The following is a 22,945-nucleotide window of genomic DNA, read 5'->3' as shown; positions in this document are numbered from 1 at the left end:
TTCCGTGTCCGCATCAATACCGGCAGATCTGTGGAATTAATTTTCAGGATGGAATGGCAGCTTGTCAGGAGGGGATTATGGCAGAGCAAAATCCGGGCTGGTCGGGAGACGCCCAAAGTTTTTATCACGAATTTACGCTGCGCAATGCGGGTTTTATCAGCGATGAAGAACAACAGCGTTTGCGCAATGCACACATCCTGATTGCCGGCTGTGGTTCGACCGGTGGCAGTGTTATTGAGGTGCTGGTGCGCAGCGGTGCAGAGCATCTGGTGCTGGCCGATAACGGCAGTTATGAACTGAATAATGCCAACCGTCAGAATATGGTACTGACCGATGTCGGCCGCTCCAAAGTGGAGGTTTTCCACGAGCGTATGAGCCAGATAAATCCGTTTGTACAAATCGACGGTTATGGCAATGGCATTACCCCCGACAACGTCGATGCTCTGGTTGAATGGGCGGATGTCATTGTGGATGCGGTGGATGTTACCGGTCGCTCGGGGCTGGAAATGAAATTCCTGCTGCACGAAGTGGCGCACCGCAATAAAAAAGCCGTGATCTGTGGTTACGACATGGCTGCCGCGCAGTACGTACCGGTGTTTGATTACCGCGATGGCACACTGCCATTAATGGCCGGACTGCTGAACGCCGAAGAGGTCGCAACGCTGGACCCGCTGCAGGCCTGTGCCCGGCTTATTCCGGATGAATTTATTCCGGTGGAAATGTTTGATGAACTGGCACGTCACCAGCAGGGTAAGGATTACACCTCGCAGCTGTGTCTGGCGGCGAATTTATTCGGTGTGTTGGGTTCGACGCTGGTGCTTGATATTATTAACGACCGTGCGGTTGAAACTGAAAACTACGTCGACCTGTGGAGCCTGATGCGCAAGCCCCGGGTCAGTGATGATCAGGCCCGCGATGAAGCGGCGCTGAATGAACTGCGCACGGGTCTGCGTGCCTGGGCTAACGGCCCGGGCGGCGACAGTGATCCGTTCTTTCTTGAGCGCTCGCTGCGTCACTACCAATTGCCGCTGATGCCGGAGTTGCACAACTACCGCGATCAGCTGCTGACCGAACGTGCCGGCATCTCGGCCTTTGCTATTCCCCATGAGCAACTGGCCGGGCGGCTGGCACGCCAACTGTTGCGTTTTGCCTTTGTGCATTACGCCCGTGTTGGTTTTATCAACCCTGATCAGGCCGCGCGCCGCCTGCTGCATCACGAGCCACTGAGCAACCTGCATCCGCAGGATGTGCATCTGGTGCTGATCGACACCGACAATAGCCAGCTGCTGGGTTATTCCACGCTGAAAGCGCCGTTGTCTGACAGCCTGCCGTTTTCCAGTGCAGAACGTCCGCACTTTGGTGTTGAGCAGGCGTTTGGCCGCGATCTGTATGCCGCGGTCAGCGAACTGCAGGCCCTGCCAACCGCAGCTGTGCGTGAAATTGGCCGGGTAACCAAAGCCGAGCTGGATGATCCGGTGCGTAATGCCCGTGTCGGTATCATGCTGCTGACCGCTTATCGTCGGGTGGTCTCTGATAGCCGTTATGGCATCAGCGCCTTTGTTGGTGACGGCGAGAAAAACGTCACCCTGCGCAACCTCACTTTCTTCGGTTTTAACCCGCAACTGCTGCCGGCGCGCGAATCCTGCCTGCCGGCGGATCATCTCTATCACCACCGTTATGTTGGCCGCGATGTGCGTCCGTTCTGGCTGTTGCTGGCGGACATTAATCAGGCGCGTGCCGATGAAGTAGAAGCTCTGCTCGATCTGGATGACAACGCACTGCTGGCTGCCTTAAGTGCAAGCCGCAGCAACGCAGCTAAGGAATTGGAGGCTCAGTTATGAAATCGGTATGGAATGAACAACAGCAGGAAATCCGTGACTTTTACGAACAGGTAGCCCTTAAGCGCGTACGCCCGAGTGCCGCCTCGCGTGATGTGACCCTGACTTTTGACCGTCAGATCTGGCGTGACCTCGGCGCCAGCGGTCTGTTTGGTCTGCATATGCCGGAAGAATTCGGTGGCCGTGGTCTGGGCCTGCGCGAATTCGCCGCCGCCCTTGAAGGTTTTGCCCGTGGCTGTCAGGACATGGGCGTGCTGGTGTCCTTTGTTGCTCAGGTCGGTCTGGTGCAGGCCGGTCTGCTCAGCTACGGAACGGAAGAACAGAAACAGCGCTGGCTGCCGGGGCTGATCCGTGGCGAGCTGCTGGGCTCCTTTGCCATCACCGAACAGGGCTGTGGCTCGGACGTGCGGGCGATGAAACTCGCCGCTTCTCAGGAGCTGGATGGTTTCCGCATTAACGGTCAGAAGTGGAACATCACCAACGCGCCACAGGCCGATGTGGTGATGACCTTTGCCCATGTCGAAGGTGCCGGTGATAAATCCGTTACCTGTTTTATTACCGGCACTGATGTGCCGGGGCTGGAACGCAGCGAACCCTTTGAACTGCTGGGCAACCGTGGCACGCCGATCGGTGCCTTTAACTTTAATAACGTCCTGCTGCCGGAATCGGCCGTGGTTGGCGGCGTTGGCGGTGGCCTGAACGTGCTGTATTTCGCCTTCCTGGTCGAGCGTGTGCTGACCGGTCTGGTGATTACCGGCTGTATGGAACCGCTGATGGAAGACTGCCTGCGCTACAGTCAGGAGCGTCTGGCCTTTGGTCGTCCGATTGGTGAAAACCAGTATATTCAGGGCCAGATCGTCGAAATGTACTGCCAGATTGAAGTGCTGCGCAGTGTACTGCTGCGGGCTATGGACAGCATGGAGCAGGGTATCGACTGTTCCAGTCTGGCATCGCTGGTGAAGATGATCGCCACCGAAAGCCTGCACGAAGCCTGTATCAACGCCATCCGTATTCACGGTAATTCCGGCTACCGCCGCGACAAGTATTTTGAGCGTCTGCTGCGTGACTCCATCGGCGTGTTCTTTGCCGGTGGCACCATAGAAATTCACCGCCATGTGATCTGGACCAATCTGGTCGAAGGTTTCCGCCGTGGTGAGCAGGCTCGTGAAGGTCTGAATCTTGGCGTGTACCAGAATCAGGGCACCACCGCCTTCAGCAAACCGGCTGAGGAGGCCATCGCATGAACGCCGTAATGCAATTGTTTACCGGGGTGCAGCGTCATCCCTGGCTGATGATGCTGGGTTTGTTGCTGGTAACCGTTGTCGCCCTCGGCGCTGCCGGCCAGCTGCAGATTAACAGCACGCCCTACATGATCGATAACAGCCATCCCAGCCGGGTGGCCGATCACGACACCAAGCGTCTGTTCTCCAACTCCGGTGAGCAGGCCTTTGTCGCCATCGATAACCCTGAAGGCAATGTCTTCAACGCCCAGAGTCTGGCGACCGTGCTGGAACTGAGCCGTGCCTTTGAGCGTATGCTGCTGATCAGCGATGCCGATAGCCAGCGCCTGAATGCGCTGGCGGCGGCAGAGGTGCTGACCACGCCGCAGGTCAATGCCCTGCTGCAGGATGGCCTTACACCGCAGGATATTCCTGTACTGCAGCGTCTGGCGCAGCAGGAAGGTCTGAGCGTGCCGGATAAGGCCTGGCTGGAAAATCTGGCGGTACGTCTGCGTCCGGTTAAACGTGTGCGCAGCCTGGCGCGCATGGAACATATCGAGGCCTTTACCGGCGGTTTGGATGTTCGTCCGCTGATGAAAACCCTGCCGCAGACCGATGCCGAGCGTCAGGCGCTGCGTGAAGCCGTACTGGCCAACCCGATGTTTATTAACGGCCTGATATCGCCCAAAGGTAACGCCACCACCATTCAGGTGGAGTTCAATATCGCCGAAGACGACTCTCCGGCGATGCTGCTGGCCTACGGTGAAATCAGCCGCATTATTAACGATATCTCCGCGCGTGAAGGCTTCAGCGATCGCGTGTACCTGAGCGGCCCGCCAATGATCGCCGCGCAGACCGCCACCAGTATGGAGCAGGATAACCAGACCCTGCTGCCGGGTGTGTTACTGGTGATTATTATCGTGCTGCTGCTCAGCTTTGGCCGTCTGCAGGGCGTGGTTGCGCCACTGCTGATTGCCGTGATTTCGCTGTTCTGGACGCTGGGTGCCATGGCGGCTTTCGGCGTAAAACAGAACATCGTTACCTCTATGCTGCCGGTGTTTATCATCGCCATCGCCGTCTGCGATGCCATTCACTTCCTTTCCACCTATTACCGTCTGCTGCCGGATAACCCGGACCGTGCGGCCCGTACTCAGGCGGCCTCGGATGCTTTGCGCAAGCTGTTCTGGCCGATGCTGGTAACCAGCGTGACGACTATGGCCGGTTTCTTCGCCCTGAGCTGGACCGAGGTGATCTTTATCCGTGAGTTCGGCATCTTCGTGGGTCTGGGGGTTATGTTCGCCTGGATCGTCACCATGCTGTTCTTACCGGCGCTGGTGATTCTGTGGAAAGCCCCGCGGCCACGTTTTGGCTTACTGGTCAGCGATCTGATCAGCCGCTTTATGGGCCTGCTCGGCCGCGTCGCCGGCCATGGTAAAACCGTGGTGCTGGTGGTGCTGGCACTGATGGTGGTGGGGCTGGTGTACACCCAGCAGAACCTGACGGTGGACAACCAGGTGATTGGTTACTTCGAGCCGGACAGCCGTATCCGTCAGGATGACGCTGCGATCAACGCCAACTTCGGTGGTTCCACCGTGGTCAGCTTCCTGCTGGAAAGCAAAGACGTGGATGCCTTCAAGCAGCCGCAGGTGATGCTGGCGGTGGAAAAACTGCAGCAGCAGCTGAATAACGATCCGCTGGTGGGCTTTACCATTTCGCCGGTGAACTTTATCGAGCGCATGCATCAGGTGCTGAGCGCTGGTGAAGGTGAGACCAGCGGCAGTGCTGCAGATTACCGTCTGCCGTCAGACCTGACCCAGCCGATGCTGGCGCAGTACTACCTGCTGTACGAAAACGCCAACGGTCAGGATCTGTTCGATGTGGTCGACCGCCGCTTCTCCAATGGCCGCATTCTTACCGTACTGCACAGTGACCGCTCATCCGAAGTGGGCGCCGTTATTGAGCGCGTGATGAACGAAGCGCGCACTGTGCTGCCGGCCGGGGTCAGCATCCGCGCCGCCGGTTATGGTGAAATTCTGGTGTCCACCACCGATGCCGTGGTTGGCGGTCAGATCCAGAGTCTGCTGCTGGCGGTGGTGCTGATTGCGCTGCTGGTGGTCGCTATTCTGCGTTCGCTGCGTCTGGGTCTGCTGGCGTTGCTGCCACTGCTGTTCACGCTGGTGGGCGTGTTTACCCTGATGGCGCTGACCGGCACCGCGCTGGATATCGGCACATCCATTATTGCGGCGATTTCGTTCGGTATCGGCATCGACTACGCCATTCACACCATCGCCGCGCTGCGTCTCAGCAAAGGTCAGGATCAGGCCGAGCTGGTGGCCAATGCGCTGCAATACTGCGGTAAGCCGATTCTGATCAACACCCTGGCGCTGGGTTTTGGCTTCCTGGTGCTGACGCTGTCGGGTTATCAGGCACTGGTGAATCTGGGCTACTTTATCTCGCTCACCATGCTGTTCAGTGCACTGTTTGCGTTGCTGGTGCTGCCGGCCTTCCATCGTCCGGATGCACCACAGGCCAGTGTTGCCGAAGGTGCTGACGATGGTCTGGCGGAGCCTGCCAATGCGTAGGCTGCAACGTCTGCTGCTGGCCTGTTCGTTTGCCTGCTCGCTGCCTTTTGCCGCGGCGCAGGCAGAGCCGGCCATACAGGATAACGAATGGCAGGTGATCAGCCTGTACCCGCCGCACGGCGTGTATCAGGCGGAGCTGTTACCGCAACTGGTGGCTGCTGTTGAAGGGCTGTGGCAGGTGCAGGACAGCGCCGGAGAGCCCTTGCTGCGCACCATCGACAGCCTGGCCAGCATGAATGTGATCGTCGCCCAGCAGGATGAAGTGCGCTTCCGCCGTATTATCGAAAAAGGCGAACTGAACGCCGCCGGTATGCAGCGTCTGCAAGCACTGGTGGAAGAGCATCCGCTGGTGCAGCGGCGGCTGGTATCGGCTGATGCTCAGGCCACGCATCTGTGGCTGCGGCTGAAAAAACCGGCCACCGCAGAAGGCTTGCAGCAGCTGAGTGAGCATCTGGCGGCCAGCCTGCACGCTGCCGGTACGCAATGTGTCAGCGTGCCGGAAAACCAGGGGCCGCTGGCCGGTTTATATATGACCCAGTGGCAATACGATACGCCTCAGCGTGCTGATGGCGTGGCCGCGTTGCAGGCTCTGGCAACGGCACAGCAGCAATTGCAAAACGTACCGGGCGCGCCGGACAGCCAGCACGGACGTAATTACTCGGCGCTGAATCTGCTGTCGTATCTGGGCGGCATTTTGGGTGGCGAACTGCTCGATGCCAATGGCCTGCCGCAAAGCAATGCCGCTCTGGCGCAGATGTACATGATGGCCGAGAGCCTGCGCAGCCGTGACCTGCAGGCTCTGGCTCGCCCGGATTTCCGCCAGTTACAGCTGGTGGTACTGGGCCATAAAGCACCACTGAGCGCGCCTCCTCTTGCTCAATATCAACTTACCCATACCAGTATCTGGCAGGCGTCTGCACGTGATTACCGCGTGCTGGATTGCCGCGCCCGGGCATTGGTGACGTCGGAGACTGAATAATGAAATTACTGCTGAAAAGTGCCGCACTTACGCTGCTGGGTCTGACCATGCTGCCTGCTTTTGCGGTCAGCGAAAAAAGCATTAAACCGGAAGCGCTGCTGGAACAGGTACGTGACCGTGATGACGGTGATGACCGCCGTTCGCGCATGATTCTGGAACAGACCATGAGTGATGGTTTTGTGCGTGAACGTGAGCTGTTAATGCTGGAAAAAAAATTCGGCGCCGAGCGTAAAGCCGTGCTGTATTTCACCGCTCCGGCCGATACCGCCGGCACCGGCATTCTGATGTTCAGCTACGAAGAAGCCAGTGGTAAAGACGATGACCAGTGGCTGTATTTACCGGCACTGCGTCAGTCGCGCCGTATTGCTACAAACTCGAAAGAAGGCCCGTTTCTGGGTACCGATTTTTCCTTCGCCGATATCGAACGTCTGCGCGTCGATGATTACCTCTACGAAGATCAGGGTACGGCAGAAATAAACGGCCGAACGCTGCAAAAAATTGCCGCACATACCGCCAATGGTCTGGAAAATCCACGCACCGGTTACAGCCAGCGCGTAATTTATGTTGATGCCGAACGTCAGCTGATTATGCGTGATGAGTTTTACCGCGAAGGGCGCCATATCAAAACCTTTGAGGTTACCGGCCTGAAAGAAATCGACGGCTACTGGACAGTGACCGAAGCGGTAATGACCAACCATGTCGAAGGTGGTTTTACCCGCTTACTGCGCAAAGAAACAACCTACAACGTTGGCATTGCCGACCGTCTGTTTAATGAGCGTACGCTGCGCAGCGGGATTCAGTAATGATCCGGATTGCACTTGTATTTACGCTGTTACTGGCGAATGGTGTGGCGCTTGCTGCACCTTCGTTCAGTGGCAAAGGGCATGCAGAAATACGCCAGCAGGAAAGGGCTGGAAAAAACACTGGTGAAGACCCCGGTCAGCGTTATGAAGGTTTGCTGGAAGGGCAAATGAATACCGGCCGGCTTAAAACCAACGCTATTTTACTGGGCCGTTACCGCAGCCAGTATGACGACGCCGAAGGTGAGGTAAGGGATGAAATGCGCAGCGATGCCGAATTGCGCGAGCTCTACCTGACCTGGTCGGCTGACCGCTTTGAAATTCGCGCAGGGAAACAACAGCAGGCATGGGGCCGCGCGGATTACTTCCGCATCGTTGATGTGTGGAATCCGCTCGACCTGCGCGAATTTCTTTTACCTTATTTCGATAATTATTCCCTCGGCCGGCAACCGCGGGGAATGTTAATTGCCGATTATTTTGGTGATATCTGGGAACAGCAGCTGATTATTGCCGCACAACGCAAAGCGACCCGGCTGGCGCCGGCCGGCAGCGATTTTGCTGCCAATGGCATGCCTGTCAGCCTGCCGCCAGCACATGAGGACGGTAATGGTGTGGATATTGGCTGGCGCGGAAAACTGTTCTGGGGTGGCAACGATATTGAGCTGTATGCCTTTCATGGTTATCACGCCGATGAAATGCTGACCCCTGAAAATACCCGGCTGGTACGCGAGCAGGCCAAACGCGATATGCTGGGTACGTCACTGGCGCGCCCCATGGGTGACTGGGTATTACGCAGCGATATTGCGCATTACCTGCGCGAAGGACGGCAGACCGCGGCAGGTATTGAAGACAGCAGCCGTACCTCGGCACTGCTCGGATTTGACCGGGTGGAAAATGAATGGACCTGGAATCTGCAGCTGGCGACTACCCACTGGTACGACGAAGAAAGCAATCACGATGATATCTGGGAATCGTCTGTTTCGGTAGAAAAAAACTGGAGCCGATACCGCTTAACCACAGGGCTGTTATGGCTGGTTAACTGGGTCGACGACAGCAGTCAGTTATGGCGCGCAACCGTAAGCTATGAATTTTTACCACAGTGGAAAGTCAGCTTTGCGGCTGTTGCCTTTGATGGTAAAGACGATACGCAGTTTGGTCAGTTTGATGATCAGGATCGTCTGATGCTGACCTTAAGGCGGGATTTTGCGCTGTAACCTCCTCTGTAGCTTCTTCTGTAAACCAGGGCATAAAAAAAGAGCTTCAACAGAAGCTCTTTTTTTATCAATGCCAAGCGGAATGATTTACGACGAACTTGCCGCCAGTGTTTCCAGCAGAATCGCCTGCGCTTTCACCATGTCTTCACCTTCAGCAGGTTGCGCGCGAATATAACTGCCATCGGACTGTAAGTCCCAGGCCTGACAGTTATCCAGCATGTACACTTCCAGTTCGCTTTTCATACGTTCTTTCAGTTTGCTGGTTTCAATCGGGAAAGCGGTTTCTACCCGGCGTAACAGGTTACGTTCCATCAGATCGGCACTGGCGGCGTAGATTTCATCTTTGCCGTTATTCAGAAAATAATAAACACGCGAATGCTCAAGGAAACGGCCAATAATAGAGCGTACACGGATATTCTCCGATACCCCTTCCACACCCGGACGTAAACAGCACATACCACGGATAATCAGATCGATTTTTACCCCGGCCTGTGAAGCTTTATACAGTGCGCGGATTAATTTTGGCTCGGTCAGACCGTTGGCCTTCATGCGGATCAGCGCGGGTTTGCCGGCTTCGGCATGGGAACGTTCACGATCAACCAGTTCAATCAGTTTTTTATGCAGGGTAAAAGGTGCATGGAATAATTTTTTAATGCGCAGTGCTTCGCCCATACCGGTTAACTGCTGGAAAACCTTGTGTACGTCTTCACCGATGGAATCATCGCCGGTCAGGAAGCTGTAATCGGTATAAGCACGGGCGTTACCGGCATGATAATTACCGGTACCCAAATGCACATAACGTTTATATTTATCGCCTTCTTTGCGCACAATCAGCATCATCTTGGCGTGGGTTTTATAGCCCACCACACCATAGACCACCACCGCTCCGGCTTCCTGCAAGCGGTTAGCCAGGTAGAGGTTTTCTTCTTCGTCAAAGCGCGCACGCAGTTCAATAACCACGGTCACTTCTTTGCCGTTACGGGCGGCATCCACCAGAGCGTTCACAATTTCTGATTTTGCTCCGGTACGATACAGGGTCTGTTTAATCGCACGTACGTTAGGGTCTTTGGCTGCTTCACGCAGCAGATCGACCACCGGCGTAAAAGACTCGAACGGGTGCAGCAACAGCGTATCCTTGTCGCGGATACTCTCGAAAATACTTTTGTTGAAGTTAATATTTTTCGGCAGCCCCGGAGTAAACGGAGTGTATTGCAGATCTGGTCGTGAAATCTGGCCGATCACTTCAATCAGACGACCCAGGTTAACCGGCCCGTTTACGCGGTACAGGTCGGTGGTATCCAGGTTGAATTGTTTCAGCAGAAAGTTCGCCAGTTCTTCCGGGCAATTGTCGGCGACTTCCAGACGCATTTCTTCGCCAAAGTTACGCGAATGCAATTCGTCTTCCAGCGCCGATGCCAGGTCGGCGGTGTCATCATGATCAATTTCAAGGTCGGCGTTACGGGTTACACGGAACTGGTAACAGCCTTTTACCGTCATGCCGGGGAACAGTTCGTCGGCATATTCATGAATCATTGACGACAGGAAAATAAAATTGTCACCGCCTTTGGTGAGCTCGTCCGGTACGCGGATAATGCGTGGCAGTGAACGGGGTGCCGGAATCAGCGCCAGACCGGTTTCACGGCCAAAGGCATCTTTGCCTTCGAGGGCGACAATAAAATTCAGGCTTTTATTAACCAGTCGTGGAAACGGATGTGAAGGATCAAGCCCAATCGGGCTGATTAACGGTTGAATACTGTCTTCAAAATAGGCCCGAACCCAGCTGCGCTGGTCTTCACTCCAGTCGGCACGGCGCAGAAAATGAATATTTTCTTTTTCCAGTGCCGGCAGCAAAGTGTCATTCAGAATTTCATACTGGCGCTCAACGGTCGCACTGCATAATGCATGAATGCTGCTTAATACCTGTTGCGGGTGCATACCATCGGCACCGGTCTGCTCACGCGCAAAGGTTAATTGCTGGGTCAGGTTGGCGACGCGAACCTCATAAAACTCATCGAGATTTTTGCTGAAAATACACAGAAAAAACAGCCGTTCCAGTAATGGATAGCTGTCATCCAGTGCCTGTTCCAGTACGCGAATATTAAACTGCAAATGGCTTAATTCGCGGTTTATATAATATTCGCTGCTGCTTAAATCGATGTTTTTTTCTGCGGCTGCGTCACTCATGTTCGGTCCTTATTTATTAATCCATTCTGCATATTGCTTGGCAAAATAGGTGAGAATGCCGTCGGCACCGGCGCGCTTCATACACATCAGGGATTCGGCCATGACGGCGTTATCATCCAGCCAGCCATTCTGTGCAGCTGCTTTGTGCATGGCGTACTCACCACTCACCTGATAAACGAAGGTTGGTACCTGAAATTCATCTTTTACCCGGCGTACGATATCCAGATACGGCATGCCCGGTTTAATCATCACCATGTCGGCGCCTTCGGCCAGATCCATCGCCACTTCGTGCAGGGCTTCGTTGCTGTTGGCCGGGTCCATCTGGTAGGTCTTTTTATCGGCTTTGCCAAGGTTGGCGGCTGAGCCTACGGCATCACGGAACGGGCCGTAATAAGCGGATGCGTATTTGGCTGAGTACGCCATGATGCGGGTGTTTACAAAGCTTTCTTCTTCCAGCGCCTGACGGATATCACCGATGCGGCCGTCCATCATGTCAGACGGGGCAACGATATCGGCACCGGCTTCAGCATGCGACAGGGCCTGCTGTACCAGGGTTTCTACCGTGCGGTCATTCAGCACATAACCGTCCTGATCAATGATGCCGTCCTGACCATGGGTGGTGAACGGGTCGAGAGCAACGTCGGTAATCACGCCCATTTCCGGTACCGCATCTTTAATGGCACGCACCGCACGCTGCGCCAGACCGTTAGGGTTAAAGGCTTCTTCAGCAAATTCGGATTTGGCGCTGGCCGGTGTTACCGGAAACAGGGCAACAGCCGGAATACCGAGCTTATACAGGTGCTTAACTTCGGCCACCATCAGGTCGATGGACAGGCGATCAATCCCCGGCATTGAGGCAATGGCTTCGCGTTCCTGATGACCTTCCAGCACAAACATCGGGTAGATCAGGCTGTCGACAGTCAGCTGAGTTTCACGCATCAGGCGGCGGGAAAAGTTGTCACGACGGTTACGGCGCAGACGGGTTTCCGGGAAAAAGCGTTGAGCATCGCTGAAAGCCATGAGGAATCTCCTGATCGGGAAGGGAATTGAAAAGTATGCCAATTGTAGCTGAATCGGTGCTGATATAACGCAACTTTATTGAGCGGTGGCTCATAAACACAGCGTTGATGCCTTAGCGCTAAACAGCGGATTTCTGCAGATTTTCAGCCTTCCGTAAAGTGCTGCGCAGTATGCCGGGCGATTATGAAGCTTTTATGCAAAAGCGTATTGCTGCTGATTGGCACCGCGATCAGATCCGGAGAGGAGTGTGCCTGATTCTGGCGGACAAAGTTGGCGCCGGCGAACCTGCATCCGGGTTCCGGTTCTTTGCTACTTTTACCGGCCTGCTGAGCGGGGCCGCCCCGATACAATAAAAATACAGGAGCTGGTATGACAGCAAGCACACACATTATTCAGTCGGGCTCTGTGCGCCTGCACGCCCTGACCCGTGGCGAAGCGGAAAATCCGGCGCTGGTACTGGTGCATGGTTACCCCGATAACCACAGCGTATGGGATGCGGTGGCTGAACGTCTGGCGCAGCAGTTTTATGTGATTGCCTACGACGTGCGCGGTGCCGGTCAGTCAGATAAACCGGCAAAAACCGCCGATTACCGTATGCCGTTGCTGGCACAGGATCTTCAGGCGGTTGTGGATGCGCTGATTCCCGGCCGCAGGTTTCATCTGGCGGCGCACGACTGGGGCTCGATTCAGAGCTGGGAATCGGTAACCACCGATGCCTTAAAAGGGCGGATTGCTTCATTTTCCAGCGTGTCGGGGCCTTGTCTTGACCATATGGGTTTCTGGATGCGTAAGCACCTGTTCTCCACGTCATTCAGCAACATCAGCAAGGCCGTCCGTCAGCTGTTCAGCAGCTGGTATATCGTATTTTTCCAGCTGCCGCTGCTGGCGCCATTGATGTGGAAGGCCGGACTGGCCAAGGCCTGGCCGGTGTATCTGCGCCTGCGCGAAGGCGTGAGCGAACCGGAAGCCAATCCAACCCAGCGTGACGATGGTGCCATTGGTGTGCGCCTGTACCGCGCCAACTTTATGAACAAAATGTTCCGTCCCGAACAGCGCTTTGCGCACTGCCCGGTGCAGCTGATTGTGCCGACCGCTGATAACTACGTCGGCACTCAGTTGTTCAGCGAATTGACTGATTGGGTTGAACATTTATACCGCCGCGATATCGACGCCACCCACTGGGTGCTGCTTACCCATGCGCCACAGGTGGCGCAATGGATTGCTGATTTTGCCCACACCATCGACAGCAATCAGGAAGACAGCGCACTGCGCGCCGTGCGGGTATCGCCAGCCTCGGCCAGGCCGCTGACGTCTGCTCATAAACCGGAACGGGCCTGATATTCCGGAAGAAAAAAATGGGCACAGAAAACAAGGAATCAGAAAAGGAGCCTGCAATGAACACCGTAACCACACAACAAACCGGGCGCCACGAACTGAAAGCGCGCAAGGTGCGCTTTGATCTGCAACAGACACCGCTGCACTGGATTCCGGGTGACGCCCTGGCTTCCTATATGACCAACGCCATTCATCTGCTGTTGCCGGAAGGTGAGCTGTGGTTCTGCCGCGTGTATAACAAGGCACTGCCATTGGTAAATGACGCTGAGCTGCGTGCCGATGTTGAAGGTTTTATTCGTCAGGAAGCGGTGCATTCGCGCGTACACAGCGCCGCGCAAAAATATCTGAACCGGCACGAGATAGACTGCGAACCTTTTCTTGAGCGGGTGCGCTTTCTGTTTAAAACCCTGCTGGGTGATGAGCCGCTGGGGCAGAAATTTCTGCAGCTGAACATGTTCGAGCGCTCCTGGCTGATAACCCGTGTGGGTATTATCGGTGCGGTAGAACACTTCACCGGCATTCTTGGCCAGTGGGCGATGGATAACACCAGCTGGAATAAAGCCGATCCGGTAATGGCCGACCTGTTTAAATGGCATCTGGCCGAAGAGGTTGAACACCGCACGGTGGCCTACGACCTGCACCGTCATCTGTGCAAAACCCGCATCGGTTTTTACCTCAGCCGTCAGTTGCTGATGGCCTTTGTATTTCCGTTGTTTATTTATTTTGTCTTTACCGGTACGCGCTTTTTGGCAGCACAGGATAAAGATGCCGAAGTGCGGAAAATCGGCCGCTGGGGCTGGCTGAAAATGACCCGGAAAATGGAGCGCTGTGGCCGCAACACCGACCACGTACCGAGCTTCAGCTTTCTGCTGAAAGCCACGCTGCGCTGGCTGTCACCGCGTTTTCACCCGATTACCGAAGGCGATACCGCCCAGGCACTGGCTTATATCGCCCGCTCTCCGGCGGCACAACGTGCCGAAGCAGAAGCCGGTGTCTGAATAACCGGCTGAGTCTGCTGAGCGGGTGGCGGCAGACTCACCGTCTGATATCTCAGATCAGGGACGTTTAAAGCCCTTGCGTGCCTGCTCCGCTTTCTTCCGGATTATGCAGCCGCCGGAATGGTCATTAACAAGCCCCATGGCCTGCATAAATGCATACACCGTTGTCGGGCCTACAAACTTCCAACCCTGTTTTTTCAGTGCTTTGGAAAGCGCAGCAGAAGCCTCAGAGGCCGAGACCGTCTGAGGTTCTGGCAGGCTGTTTTTATCGGGTTCGAAACGCCAGAAATACGCAGCAAGTGAACCGTATTCAGCAACGATGTCACGGGCTTTGGCAGCATTATTAATAACGGCTTCGATTTTTCCGCGATGACGGACAATACCTTCATCCGCTAATAAGCGCTTAACGTCAGACTCATCAAACAGCGCGACTTTGTTGAAATCGAAACCGGCAAAGGCTGCGCGAAAGTTATCCCGCTTGGCCAGAATAGTGCGCCAGCTCAGCCCGGACTGAAAACTTTCCAGGCAGAGTTTTTCAAACAGGCGGATATCGTTGCCGACCGGGAAACCCCATTCTTCATCGTGGTAGGCAAAAAACTCAGGGGCGGCAGCACACCAGCGACAGCGTGGTTTACCATCCGGGCCTTTAATTTCCGTATTCATAATGCGCTCCGGTGTTCAGGGCTAATTCAGCAGAAAACTCAGGCGCTCATCGGTCTTTTTCGGATCAATGTCCAGTATTTCTGCACTGACGATATTTTCCGCTACAAAGGGGTCCTGATTTACCCGGGCCTCAAGAGCATCACGTGTAATACCGTGAGCGATAAGCGCGCCGCCAAGGCCCGGTTGCAGGCTGCCTGCCAGAAGAAAAATGCCGTCAGCAAAGCCTTGTCTGAGCCACTCATTGTGACCATCCATAAAGGCAGCGGCCTGTGCCTTATTCTGTGAAAAACGTAACAGCACGATAAACATTAAAGCGACTCCTGTTGCTCTGTTGTTGTGATGGACGTTAACCAGTGTTCAAGACGGTTAACCTCGTTGTGAAGAAATTTTTCATCCTGAAATGCGCTGGCCAGTGTTGCTACGCCCTGACTGCAGGCCAGCAAATGCATTGCCAGTTCATCGGCATCGGCATGGCGGCCAAGCTGCTCAAATTGCCGCCGCAGCCAGCTGCGGAATAATGTGAACAGCTCATTGGCGTTATCTCTGGCCGGATGATCAATCTTGCCCAGCTCAGTGCAGAGCGTGCCGACCGGGCAGCCGTAACGTGTAATTTTGGCCTGATTGGTCAGCAGGATATGGATAAAGCTGCGGATTCTGTCGGTGGGGGTTTCCCCTTCCAGCTCCCAGTGACTGAGCATCGAATCGGTGCGGGCAAGGCGATGGCTGATGACCGCGTGCAGAATTTCGTCTTTGGTTTTGAAGTGGTAATAGAAATTCCCCCGCGAAATCCCCAGCACTTCTGCGATTTGCGCAAACGAGGTGTGCTCAAAACCCTGCTGGTAAAACAGCTGATCGGCCTCGGCAACGATACGTTCTCTGGTTGGTTGATTGGCCACAGGTTTGTGCTCCACTGGGTATTTATGGTCTAGGTCGTCCGTCCTAATGTGAAATTTAGGACAGCTGACCTAATGAGTCAATGGGCCGTGGCAAAAAAACGAAACCCCTGAATCCCGCTGCCGGCAGCAGATTTTGGCAGCGTTTTCTTTGACTCCGCCCTGTCCCCTGTGAACAATGCCCTGCCCGCCGTTTTACCAGAGCGGGCCAGAGTCATAACAATAAAGACAAAGGGGCACTTCATGACCGCAGAGGGCATGACCACACAAGCTGAAGGCTTCAGCAAAACCGAGCTGACACTGGCGATGAATTTTCTCGACCAGATTCCGTTTAACAAACTGCTTGGCCTTAAACCCAAACTGCTCAGCGATACCCGCTGTGAATTCAGCATGAATATGCGCGACGATCTGGTTGGTAACTGGCTGCAGGGCATTCTGCATGGCGGTGCGATTTCTACCGCGCTTGATGTAACCGGCGGGGCGATGGCGTTAATCGCGACCTGGCAGCGCATGCACAAAAATGAAATCCCGAAAGAAGACCGGCCCAAACAACTGGCTAAACTCGGCACCATTGATATGCGTGTGGATTTTCTCCACCCCGGCAAAGGTAAAGAATTTATTGCCAGTGCAACCCTGTTGCGTATCGGCAACAAAGTGGCCGTAACGCGTATGGAATTTCATAACGAAGAAGGGCTGTTAATCGCGGTGGGTACCGGTACCTATCTGTGCGGCTGATGCCGGGTATGCTGAGTTTTATTCCGGGCCGAGCTCGCTCAGCAGAAGATCAATAAAGGCCCGCAGTTTAGCCGGTTGCAGCTGTCGGCTGGGGTATAGAAGATGCAGCGACAGCTGCTGTGTCACAACGTCCGGCAGCAGCAACGTCAGCTTTCCATTGGCCAGATAATCTGCGGCCAAAAACGCCGGCAACAAAGCAATGCCCGCACCAGCGAGGCATGCATGCAGAGTCTGATCATAGCTGCTGGTTGCCAAGCGCCCTTCAACGTTCAGCGCGGTCTGCGGGTTCAGTTGCCACTGGCAGCGGCGGCTGGCATTGGCATTAAAGACAATCAGATCGTGCTGCTGCAGCTCTGCGCTGCTGCCCGGTAGTCCGCGCTGCTGCAGATATTCCGGTGCTGCCGCCAGAATTAATGGCAATGGTTTCAGTGGCCGGGCAATCATCGCCGAATCATTTAACTCTCCGGCCCGAATAGCCAGATCCAGCTCCTCGTCAATCAGATTGAGCCGGCTGCGTGAGGCAACGATCTCTACCTGAGTGTCCGCATAAAGAGCCATAAAACGGCAGGCAACGGGGGTTAGAAAAAAGTGCGCGAACAAAGGTGGCGCCGTTACCCTTAATACTCCTTGCGGTTTGTTGCCGTCGTTTTGAAGTGTTTGCTGGGCATTGGCAATCTCCCGCAGCGGCAGACTCATTGCGCTGTATAAACGCTGCCCTTCCTGAGTCAGTGACAGGGTACGGGTATTCCGTTGCAGCAGCTTTACCCCAGCCTGCTGTTCCAGCGCCGCGATACGCCGGCTGACAGTTGAGCTGGGCAAAGACAGAGCTTTAGCAGCGCCTATCAGACTGCCTTTTTCGGCTACTTTGCAGAAAATCCTGACGTCATTCAGATCAAGCATAATCCCGAAATTGCACTAGTTATTTGCATTTTTCAAAGTTTATTCCATTTTCTGGATTGTTCACACTGCAGAGCCCTCTTACGGAAATGATCAGATTTAAGGAGATAGTATGCAAAGCATTATTCTGGCCGGGCGCCTGCCCAGTATTGTTAATAACCTGACCCAGCAACTCAGCCGCGACGATGTACGCTTTTTAGGTGCAACCAATGCTGCGGAGCTGGCCACTCATCTGGATAACCCTGACGTCAGCGCTGTGATTATGGGAGGCGGTCTGGAGGATGTCGTGCGTGCTGAACTATGCCTGTTGGTGTGGTCAAGCAGGGATGACCTGCCAATTCATATCAAAGACAGAGCATCCGGCCCGGCAGGTATGGCCGATTTTGTTGCTTCTGTGCTTGAGCGTCGATAACTTCGGTGAAAGCGACACAGAACTTGCCTGCTGTCTGCGCTGTTCTGCGTCGTTGGTTTTGGGTTGAGCCTCTTTTGCTAACCACATCCGTTTAGCAGCAGGGCCGGTCTCTTTGACGGCTCTTCTTCTTCAGTGAACAATACACCGTAATTATGAGCAGGCTATTAAGGCCCGGTGGTATTTTGTTTTCAGGAAGCTGTATATGGATGAATTAATCAGAATGATTTTCCTCACCGCCGGTGCCTTACCCTTACTGGCGTATCCTTTTATGGCGGTGGCCAGCCTGATGGGCCTGGCCAGCAAGCCCGGCATAAAAATTCCCTTGTTTAACCGCCTGATGAACAAGTTCTTTTTGTGGGGAACGCTGCTGTATCCGCTGGTGTTTTTTGGTTGTTATAAATTGAGTGAAGCAGATAGTGGAATCAGCGGTGAATCTTCGCTGATAGCGGAGGTTTTTCCGGCGATTTTCCCGTTAGTCTTTCTGTGTTTATTGTGGGTGAGTTTTAAATTTATGGATGCGCCGGGGAAAGGCAGAGAGTAGCCGTTGGACGGATTAGATCAGAAAAACATCGTTCGCTGTGGCGGGTCTCAGGAGCATAATTCAGACGCAACGCCGTACTTCATATCAGACGCTGTATTGTAGGAGTGGATCTTATCCACGACAGGCCGGAGCACTTCATTCACACGGAAATGTAGGGTGGGCACTGCCCACCAGATCAGTGCGGTTATTGCTTAAAAGAATGAAGAAGTAATCTCCCGTACCTGTCCGCCGTCATATCAACAACATGGTCGCGTCGTTGGGCTCCTCGCAATGACGATATTCATAACCAACACCGCACCGTAGGAGCGGGCCATGCCCGCGAAACTTCAGAGACAGTTTTCTGCTGTGGGAGCGGCGTATTAATTCGGTGAGTTCAGCGCCAGCTTGTTGCCTTCTGAATCCAGAAACAAAGCAAAAAACCCACTGTTATCGGCGTGAGCCGTCTTTTCCAGAATGACCTGACCACCACTCCCGGCGACCCTATCCAGCATTGGCTGTAAATCATCGCCGGCATTGAGATAGACAGTGACTCCATCTGAAGAAGGGATATAGCCCTCACCCTTTACAATCACAGCGGGAACCAGCTGGCCTTCGTAAGGCAGGATACCCATCTCCATATCCGGCATCTCCATACATTCGATGTCTACACCCAGTACCGCCTGATAAAACGCCACGGCTCTTGCAAGGTCGGTGGCAGGGATTTCAAACATTGCGATATAACTGTTCATACTGTCGGCCTTTGATAATTAGCAGAATGGCGGTTAGTTGATAAACCGTATTCAGAGACTACATCAACAGCCTGACAGCTCATTGTACAAATACGACAGCGCTTATTGGTAAAACAGCGATGACAGCTCCATATGCTTATGCCCAAGAAACTCCTTTGGACTGACCCCGGTAAACTCTTTAAAATCCCGGATAAAATGTGCCTGATCGTAGTATTTGCTGGCGTAGGCGATGTCCATCAGTTTGTCGTCTTTATTGTTAAGCAGCATTGTCAAAGCTTGCTGCAAACGAATCACCTTCCCGAGTTGCCTTGGACTGAGCCCCACCTGTTGCTGAAACTTTCTTTCTAGGCGGCGTCTCTGGGCCAGATCCTGTTTGGTTATCGCAGCGATCGGTGTATTCCCGGATGAGGCTATCAGGGCGTCGATCGTTGTTTGTATGATGTTGTCGACAACCTGTTGCTCATTCAGCTTTGACTTCAGGAACGCTTCAATAACAGCAATTCTGGACGATGTATCCTTCGCCTGAACAATTGCCTGGGTTAAATCATCAGCCGTCTTTTCGCCAAACAATTCAGCCAGCCGGGTTTCGGTATTCACCAGATTTTTAATTGGCGTGGAGATAAGGCTGGCAAAACTGTGCGGATAGAAGCGAATGGCAAAGGTATTAACATACCCCAGGGGTTCAATAAAAAATGGGGTAGTGATCTGACCCAAAACCATCGCTCTTGGCTGGATAATAAACTCGTCATCCGAGACATAACGTTTTATATCGTCACCCAGAATAAATGCCATCTCAATGGTGCCATCGGGAACAATACGCTGCTTCTGGTGATCATCAGAAGCCGGTACTTCCAGGGTCCAGTAACAACTGATAATGGCATCCAGTTCCGCATCGGGTTGAAAGGTCTGATAGTCCATTTTTATGCTCCTTTGTCAGGCTCCGGTCACCGCCAGTGAGTGCGCCAGTATGAGGTGAGCATGCCCAAATCACCAGCAGAGGCTTTAACGCCGGTTGTGATGAGCGGCGCTTTCCGGCTCAGGCATGCTTTACATTCGTGCTTGCCCGCTTTGCCGGAGGATAGTAAGTTAAACATCAAATGCATTAACAGCTTGCAGATATGGTTTAAAAGCTGACGGATTGATACAGCTCGCAGGAAAAATGAGTTAACAGGCGCGCGCGTTTCCGGAAGGAATTTTCGAGATATGGATGCTTTCTCAGTGGGGTCAATAGGTTGCGCGGGGTTTCTCGAAAGAGTCGCCCGGGGTAAATACGCACACACACTAATACACCGTTATAACTCTTTATGAAATGGATTCTCTTAATACTACTGGTCGGATTGATTCGGGGCGTTTTACTTCCTGATTACAGATGGCAGCCAAGCATATGGTTAATCCCGTTCGCCACACCGATAGTTCTGTCAGCATTGGCTGTTTATCTGGCTAGCACAAAGCACCTCGGTAAAGGTGTTGCTATAGCTACAGCACTTTTTTCGCTATTGATGTCTACCTGCATTGGGGGGCTAGTCTATGGAGTTTCAGTTGGTTTTCACTATGTCACTGAAGATACAGAGTCACAGGCAGTTCTCTTGGCCACTATAGGTATACAGCTGATCACTTACATCGTTGCCACATGGTTATTTAGTTACTTGGCAACGCGTTATAACAAAAAAAAGCAGCGGACGCAGTAAACTGCGGCATTGTGTTGAGCGTTAGGGGCTACCGTGATTCCTGAGTATTGGCGTAATTTTATTACTATTAATGATATAATCGGTTGTGACTTTGAAGTTTCTGAAGAAGATGACTTATCTGAGTTTTGCGCTATATGCTCGGAAAGCAAATAGGAAATATACAGGCGCTCTAATTATTCAGGTTGTGTTGGGCAGATCACGGATTCGATAAATGGCCGCTTACCTGCCGCCGGAAAAATGCTAAAGTCCGGCATACCTGTATCAGGTCATTTTATATCAATAACTTCCTCAGGAAATCAAGAGGCTATTTATGTCTGGAAAAGTTAACAAGGAATTCTGGTTGGGCCAGTTATTTACTTTATTAGCGACGGTGGTTGGTGTTTATCTGGCAGCCAATTCCGGTTTTGAAAAAGCCATCGAATTTGAAAATCTGCAACATCAGCGGGATGTTTACCATGTGCAGCAGTCGTTGCTGGGAGAAATGCAGGTGAATACCGAACGTTTACAAAGCTGGGTCGATGAATTTGATAAGGCACCACAGAGTAACAGTATGAGTATGCAGCCCGATAAATATCAGCTGGATACGTTTTTCTGGAATGCTGCCCAGGAAGGGTCTGCAATTTTTGAAATGCCACATCAGTACGTCAGTGGTATTTCGGCTTTTTACCAGCGTGCTGAATATCTTCGCAGCCAGCTGTTGTCCGGTAACCCGTTTGAAGCACCGAAAGCTTCGGAAAAACTGCGCCAGTTAACCACTGAAACCCGCATTCAGTTATTAAAAAATATTCAGCAACATATAACAGAACAAAAGCAAAAGTTACAGAAAACCGGGTTAATCTGATGCTATTGGGAGTGACCCCGCCAGTTAAAATTTACCGGACTTTTTAAGCCCGACTGAAATTTCAAGGAAAGTAATAAATGCCAGAGCTATCAGTGCTTAAAGCTACACATGTTACGGGTCATATTCTAGAAATTGAGTTTAGTGATAATCATGTTTCGGTAGTTGATTTTGCTCCATTTATCTTTAGTGATGGCCATCCTGATTACGATGTATATAAAGACATCTCTCGCTTTGTGCAGTTTGATTTGCTTGATGGAAACTTAAGCTGGGACGACTACACAATGATCTTTCCAGTTGAACATCTATACGAAAATAAGTTGTAGGGTGTGTTTATGACGGACTGTTTAAGAGTAATTCGCAGCGAGTAACATTTTTAGCATGCGTCGGGTTAAGCGATTAAGGCTCTGTGCGGTAACTTTTGTAACGCGTGCATGCACCCCTTAACGTAGCGTCAGGCCTTTCAATATTTACCAAACATTACACCTTTCGCCCTGTTGTTTATTGCCTCCGCTTCCGGGCCTTGCTACCTTCGCCGGCCAATGTGGTGCTATACCGCCTTACTGTCCATATCTGAGTGAATATCGCATGTTAAAGCTGTTCAGGATTTCAAGCCTGCTGGAAGGCGTCTCTTATCTGGTTATTCTGTGTGTAACGCTGGGCGTGATCAGCCGGGATTTCGTTTACGTGCTCGGGATGACGCACGGTGTGCTGTTTATGCTGTATTTTGTTCTTTCGCTGGCAGCCTCCCATAAGCAGGGCTGGTCGGTGATGACCTGGCTGCTGGTGTTGCTGGCGTCGCTGATTCCTTTTGCCTTTATTCCGGTTGAGCTTTTTGTCCGCAAAGAGCTGTTAAAGAATGAGCAGGCTGCCGCTACCGACCCGGCACTGGGTGCCTGATGTTCTTACTGTCCGGGGCTGTGTCCTGCTTATAGCGAGACACAGTCACGGAGTCTGTCAGGGGGCTGGCTGGCAGGTCTGTGTGCCGATGAAAATACCCGCCAGCCAGATTGAGTCGCTAACCCGCCTTGTCTACAATGGGGCACTTTTTTCTGATGTCAGGTTATAAACATGAGCGACACTAACGCCAAGCCGGCTTTGCCGGATCATCTCTCCGGTAATCCACGCAGCCCACATCACGTTGCTGAGTGTTTTGAGCACGATATTGGTATCCGCCTGAATGGTAAGGAACGTACCGACGTTGAAGAATACTGCATCAGCGAAGGCTGGGTAAAAATCCCTTCCCCTAAGGCAAAAGACCGTTTTGGCCGTCCTGTTCTTATTAAACTGAAAGGCGAAGTAGAAGCCTTTTATAAGTAAGTATTTTCCGGGATTTTCTGTAAGTTCTTTCTCTGAGTACCTGCTGTAAATCCTCAGACG

At 53.1% G+C, this 22,945-nt stretch carries 23 protein-coding genes; 15 read left to right on the top strand and 8 right to left on the bottom strand.

The annotated features are described in order from the left end of the window. Positions 1–77: 77 nt before the first annotated feature. Genes HUF18_RS03645 through HUF18_RS03620 form a run of 6 tightly spaced genes read left to right on the top strand, consistent with a single transcriptional unit; the run spans position 78 to position 8,633 of the window. Positions 78–1,841 (top strand): HesA/MoeB/ThiF family protein, encoded by a 1,764-nt coding sequence (locus tag HUF18_RS03645; protein WP_225691186.1) that lies wholly within the window; start codon positions 78–80, stop codon positions 1,839–1,841. Continuing rightward, entirely contained in the window at positions 1,838–3,082 is a 1,245-nt protein-coding gene (locus HUF18_RS03640) for an acyl-CoA dehydrogenase family protein (RefSeq protein ID WP_225691185.1), read from the top strand. The genes HUF18_RS03645 and HUF18_RS03640 overlap by 4 nt, the downstream gene beginning before the upstream one ends. Beyond that, a complete protein-coding gene (locus tag HUF18_RS03635; RefSeq protein ID WP_225691184.1) occupies positions 3,079–5,640 on the top strand; it encodes an efflux RND transporter permease subunit in 2,562 nt (853 codons plus the stop codon). The genes HUF18_RS03640 and HUF18_RS03635 overlap by 4 nt, the downstream gene beginning before the upstream one ends. Continuing rightward, complete coding sequence (locus HUF18_RS03630; RefSeq protein WP_225691183.1) at positions 5,633–6,619, top strand: hypothetical protein; 987 nt, start codon at positions 5,633–5,635, stop codon at positions 6,617–6,619. Before HUF18_RS03635 ends, HUF18_RS03630 begins: the two co-directional genes overlap by 8 nt. Next, complete coding sequence (locus HUF18_RS03625) at positions 6,619–7,422, top strand: outer membrane lipoprotein-sorting protein (protein WP_225691182.1); 804 nt, start codon at positions 6,619–6,621, stop codon at positions 7,420–7,422. The genes HUF18_RS03630 and HUF18_RS03625 overlap by 1 nt, the downstream gene beginning before the upstream one ends. After that, a complete protein-coding gene (locus HUF18_RS03620) occupies positions 7,422–8,633 on the top strand; it encodes a DUF1302 family protein (protein WP_225691181.1) in 1,212 nt (403 codons plus the stop codon). The genes HUF18_RS03625 and HUF18_RS03620 overlap by 1 nt, the downstream gene beginning before the upstream one ends. Before the next feature lie 87 nt (positions 8,634–8,720). Here the strand turns inward: HUF18_RS03620 and ppk1 are convergent, their stop codons facing one another. Both ppk1 and hemB read right to left on the bottom strand, forming a co-directional pair. Further along, complete coding sequence (gene ppk1, locus HUF18_RS03615; RefSeq protein WP_225691180.1) at positions 8,721–10,817, bottom strand: polyphosphate kinase 1; 2,097 nt, start codon at positions 10,815–10,817, stop codon at positions 8,721–8,723. A 9-nt stretch (positions 10,818–10,826) separates the two neighbouring features. After that, complete coding sequence (gene hemB / locus HUF18_RS03610; RefSeq protein ID WP_145467637.1) at positions 10,827–11,837, bottom strand: porphobilinogen synthase; 1,011 nt, start codon at positions 11,835–11,837, stop codon at positions 10,827–10,829. A 369-nt stretch (positions 11,838–12,206) separates the two neighbouring features. On the opposite strand from hemB, the gene HUF18_RS03605 reads away from it, so the two are divergent. Together HUF18_RS03605 and HUF18_RS03600 are read left to right on the top strand one after the other, a co-directional pair. Beyond that, positions 12,207–13,175 (top strand): alpha/beta fold hydrolase, encoded by a 969-nt coding sequence (locus tag HUF18_RS03605; protein ID WP_225691179.1) that lies wholly within the window; start codon positions 12,207–12,209, stop codon positions 13,173–13,175. Positions 13,176–13,231: 56 nt separating this feature from the next. Next, positions 13,232–14,170 (top strand): metal-dependent hydrolase, encoded by a 939-nt coding sequence (locus HUF18_RS03600; protein ID WP_225691178.1) that lies wholly within the window; start codon positions 13,232–13,234, stop codon positions 14,168–14,170. Between the two features lie 57 nt (positions 14,171–14,227). Here HUF18_RS03600 and HUF18_RS03595 read toward each other — a convergent pair whose 3' ends face one another. The 3 genes from HUF18_RS03595 to HUF18_RS03585 are packed head-to-tail and all read right to left on the bottom strand — an operon-like array spanning position 14,228 to position 15,729. Continuing rightward, positions 14,228–14,833 carry a DNA-3-methyladenine glycosylase I gene (locus tag HUF18_RS03595; RefSeq protein ID WP_225691177.1) on the bottom strand — a complete coding sequence of 202 codons (606 nt, stop codon included), beginning with the start codon at positions 14,831–14,833 and terminating at the stop codon, positions 14,228–14,230. 21 nt (positions 14,834–14,854) lie between these two features. After that, positions 14,855–15,142 (bottom strand): YciI family protein, encoded by a 288-nt coding sequence (locus HUF18_RS03590; protein ID WP_225691176.1) that lies wholly within the window; start codon positions 15,140–15,142, stop codon positions 14,855–14,857. After that, positions 15,142–15,729 carry a TetR/AcrR family transcriptional regulator gene (locus tag HUF18_RS03585; protein ID WP_225691175.1) on the bottom strand — a complete coding sequence of 196 codons (588 nt, stop codon included), beginning with the start codon at positions 15,727–15,729 and terminating at the stop codon, positions 15,142–15,144. Before HUF18_RS03585 ends, HUF18_RS03590 begins: the two co-directional genes overlap by 1 nt. A 255-nt stretch (positions 15,730–15,984) precedes the next feature. On the opposite strand from HUF18_RS03585, the gene HUF18_RS03580 reads away from it, so the two are divergent. Beyond that, a complete protein-coding gene (locus HUF18_RS03580; RefSeq protein ID WP_225691174.1) occupies positions 15,985–16,461 on the top strand; it encodes a thioesterase family protein in 477 nt (158 codons plus the stop codon). An 18-nt stretch (positions 16,462–16,479) separates the two neighbouring features. On the opposite strand, the gene HUF18_RS03575 is transcribed toward HUF18_RS03580, so the two are convergent. Further along, positions 16,480–17,361 carry a LysR family transcriptional regulator gene (locus tag HUF18_RS03575; RefSeq protein WP_225691173.1) on the bottom strand — a complete coding sequence of 294 codons (882 nt, stop codon included), beginning with the start codon at positions 17,359–17,361 and terminating at the stop codon, positions 16,480–16,482. Between the two features lie 109 nt (positions 17,362–17,470). On the opposite strand from HUF18_RS03575, the gene HUF18_RS03570 reads away from it, so the two are divergent. Then, positions 17,471–17,770: a hypothetical protein gene (locus HUF18_RS03570; RefSeq protein ID WP_225691172.1), complete on the top strand. Its 300-nt coding sequence runs from the start codon at positions 17,471–17,473 to the stop codon at positions 17,768–17,770. A gap of 202 nt (positions 17,771–17,972) precedes the next feature. Then, positions 17,973–18,311, top strand: coding sequence for a hypothetical protein (locus tag HUF18_RS03565; RefSeq protein ID WP_225691171.1), 339 nt, complete (start codon positions 17,973–17,975; stop codon positions 18,309–18,311). A gap of 359 nt (positions 18,312–18,670) precedes the next feature. Here the strand turns inward: HUF18_RS03565 and HUF18_RS03560 are convergent, their stop codons facing one another. Then, on the bottom strand, positions 18,671–19,039 hold the full coding sequence (locus HUF18_RS03560) for a VOC family protein (protein ID WP_225691170.1): 369 nt from the start codon (positions 19,037–19,039) through the stop codon (positions 18,671–18,673). Between the two features lie 102 nt (positions 19,040–19,141). Then, a complete protein-coding gene (locus HUF18_RS03555) occupies positions 19,142–19,957 on the bottom strand; it encodes an AraC family transcriptional regulator (RefSeq protein ID WP_225691169.1) in 816 nt (271 codons plus the stop codon). A gap of 1,080 nt (positions 19,958–21,037) precedes the next feature. Here HUF18_RS03555 and HUF18_RS03550 point away from each other — a divergent pair. The 4 genes from HUF18_RS03550 to HUF18_RS03535 all read left to right on the top strand — a co-directional run bounded on the left by HUF18_RS03550 (position 21,038) and on the right by HUF18_RS03535 (position 22,885). After that, the gene (locus HUF18_RS03550; protein ID WP_225691168.1) at positions 21,038–21,568 is read left to right on the top strand and encodes a hypothetical protein; all 531 of its coding nucleotides are present in this window, start codon (positions 21,038–21,040) and stop codon (positions 21,566–21,568) included. Between the two features lie 77 nt (positions 21,569–21,645). Next, positions 21,646–21,891 carry a DUF2442 domain-containing protein gene (locus HUF18_RS03545; RefSeq protein ID WP_225691167.1) on the top strand — a complete coding sequence of 82 codons (246 nt, stop codon included), beginning with the start codon at positions 21,646–21,648 and terminating at the stop codon, positions 21,889–21,891. 262 nt (positions 21,892–22,153) lie between these two features. Continuing rightward, positions 22,154–22,465, top strand: a complete 312-nt coding sequence (locus HUF18_RS03540; protein WP_225691166.1) for a DUF3817 domain-containing protein — start codon at positions 22,154–22,156, stop codon at positions 22,463–22,465. Positions 22,466–22,636: 171 nt separating this feature from the next. Next, entirely contained in the window at positions 22,637–22,885 is a 249-nt protein-coding gene (locus HUF18_RS03535) for a DUF3297 family protein (protein WP_225691165.1), read from the top strand. Positions 22,886–22,945: the final 60 nt, after the last annotated feature.

The sequence above is a fragment of the Thalassolituus sp. ST750PaO-4 genome, from assembly GCF_020320405.1.
Lineage (GTDB): Bacteria > Pseudomonadota > Gammaproteobacteria > Pseudomonadales > Oceanobacteraceae > Venatoribacter > Venatoribacter alkanivorans.
The sequence above is the reverse complement of the archived record's forward strand: the minus strand, read 5'-3'. Positions and strand labels throughout refer to the sequence as shown.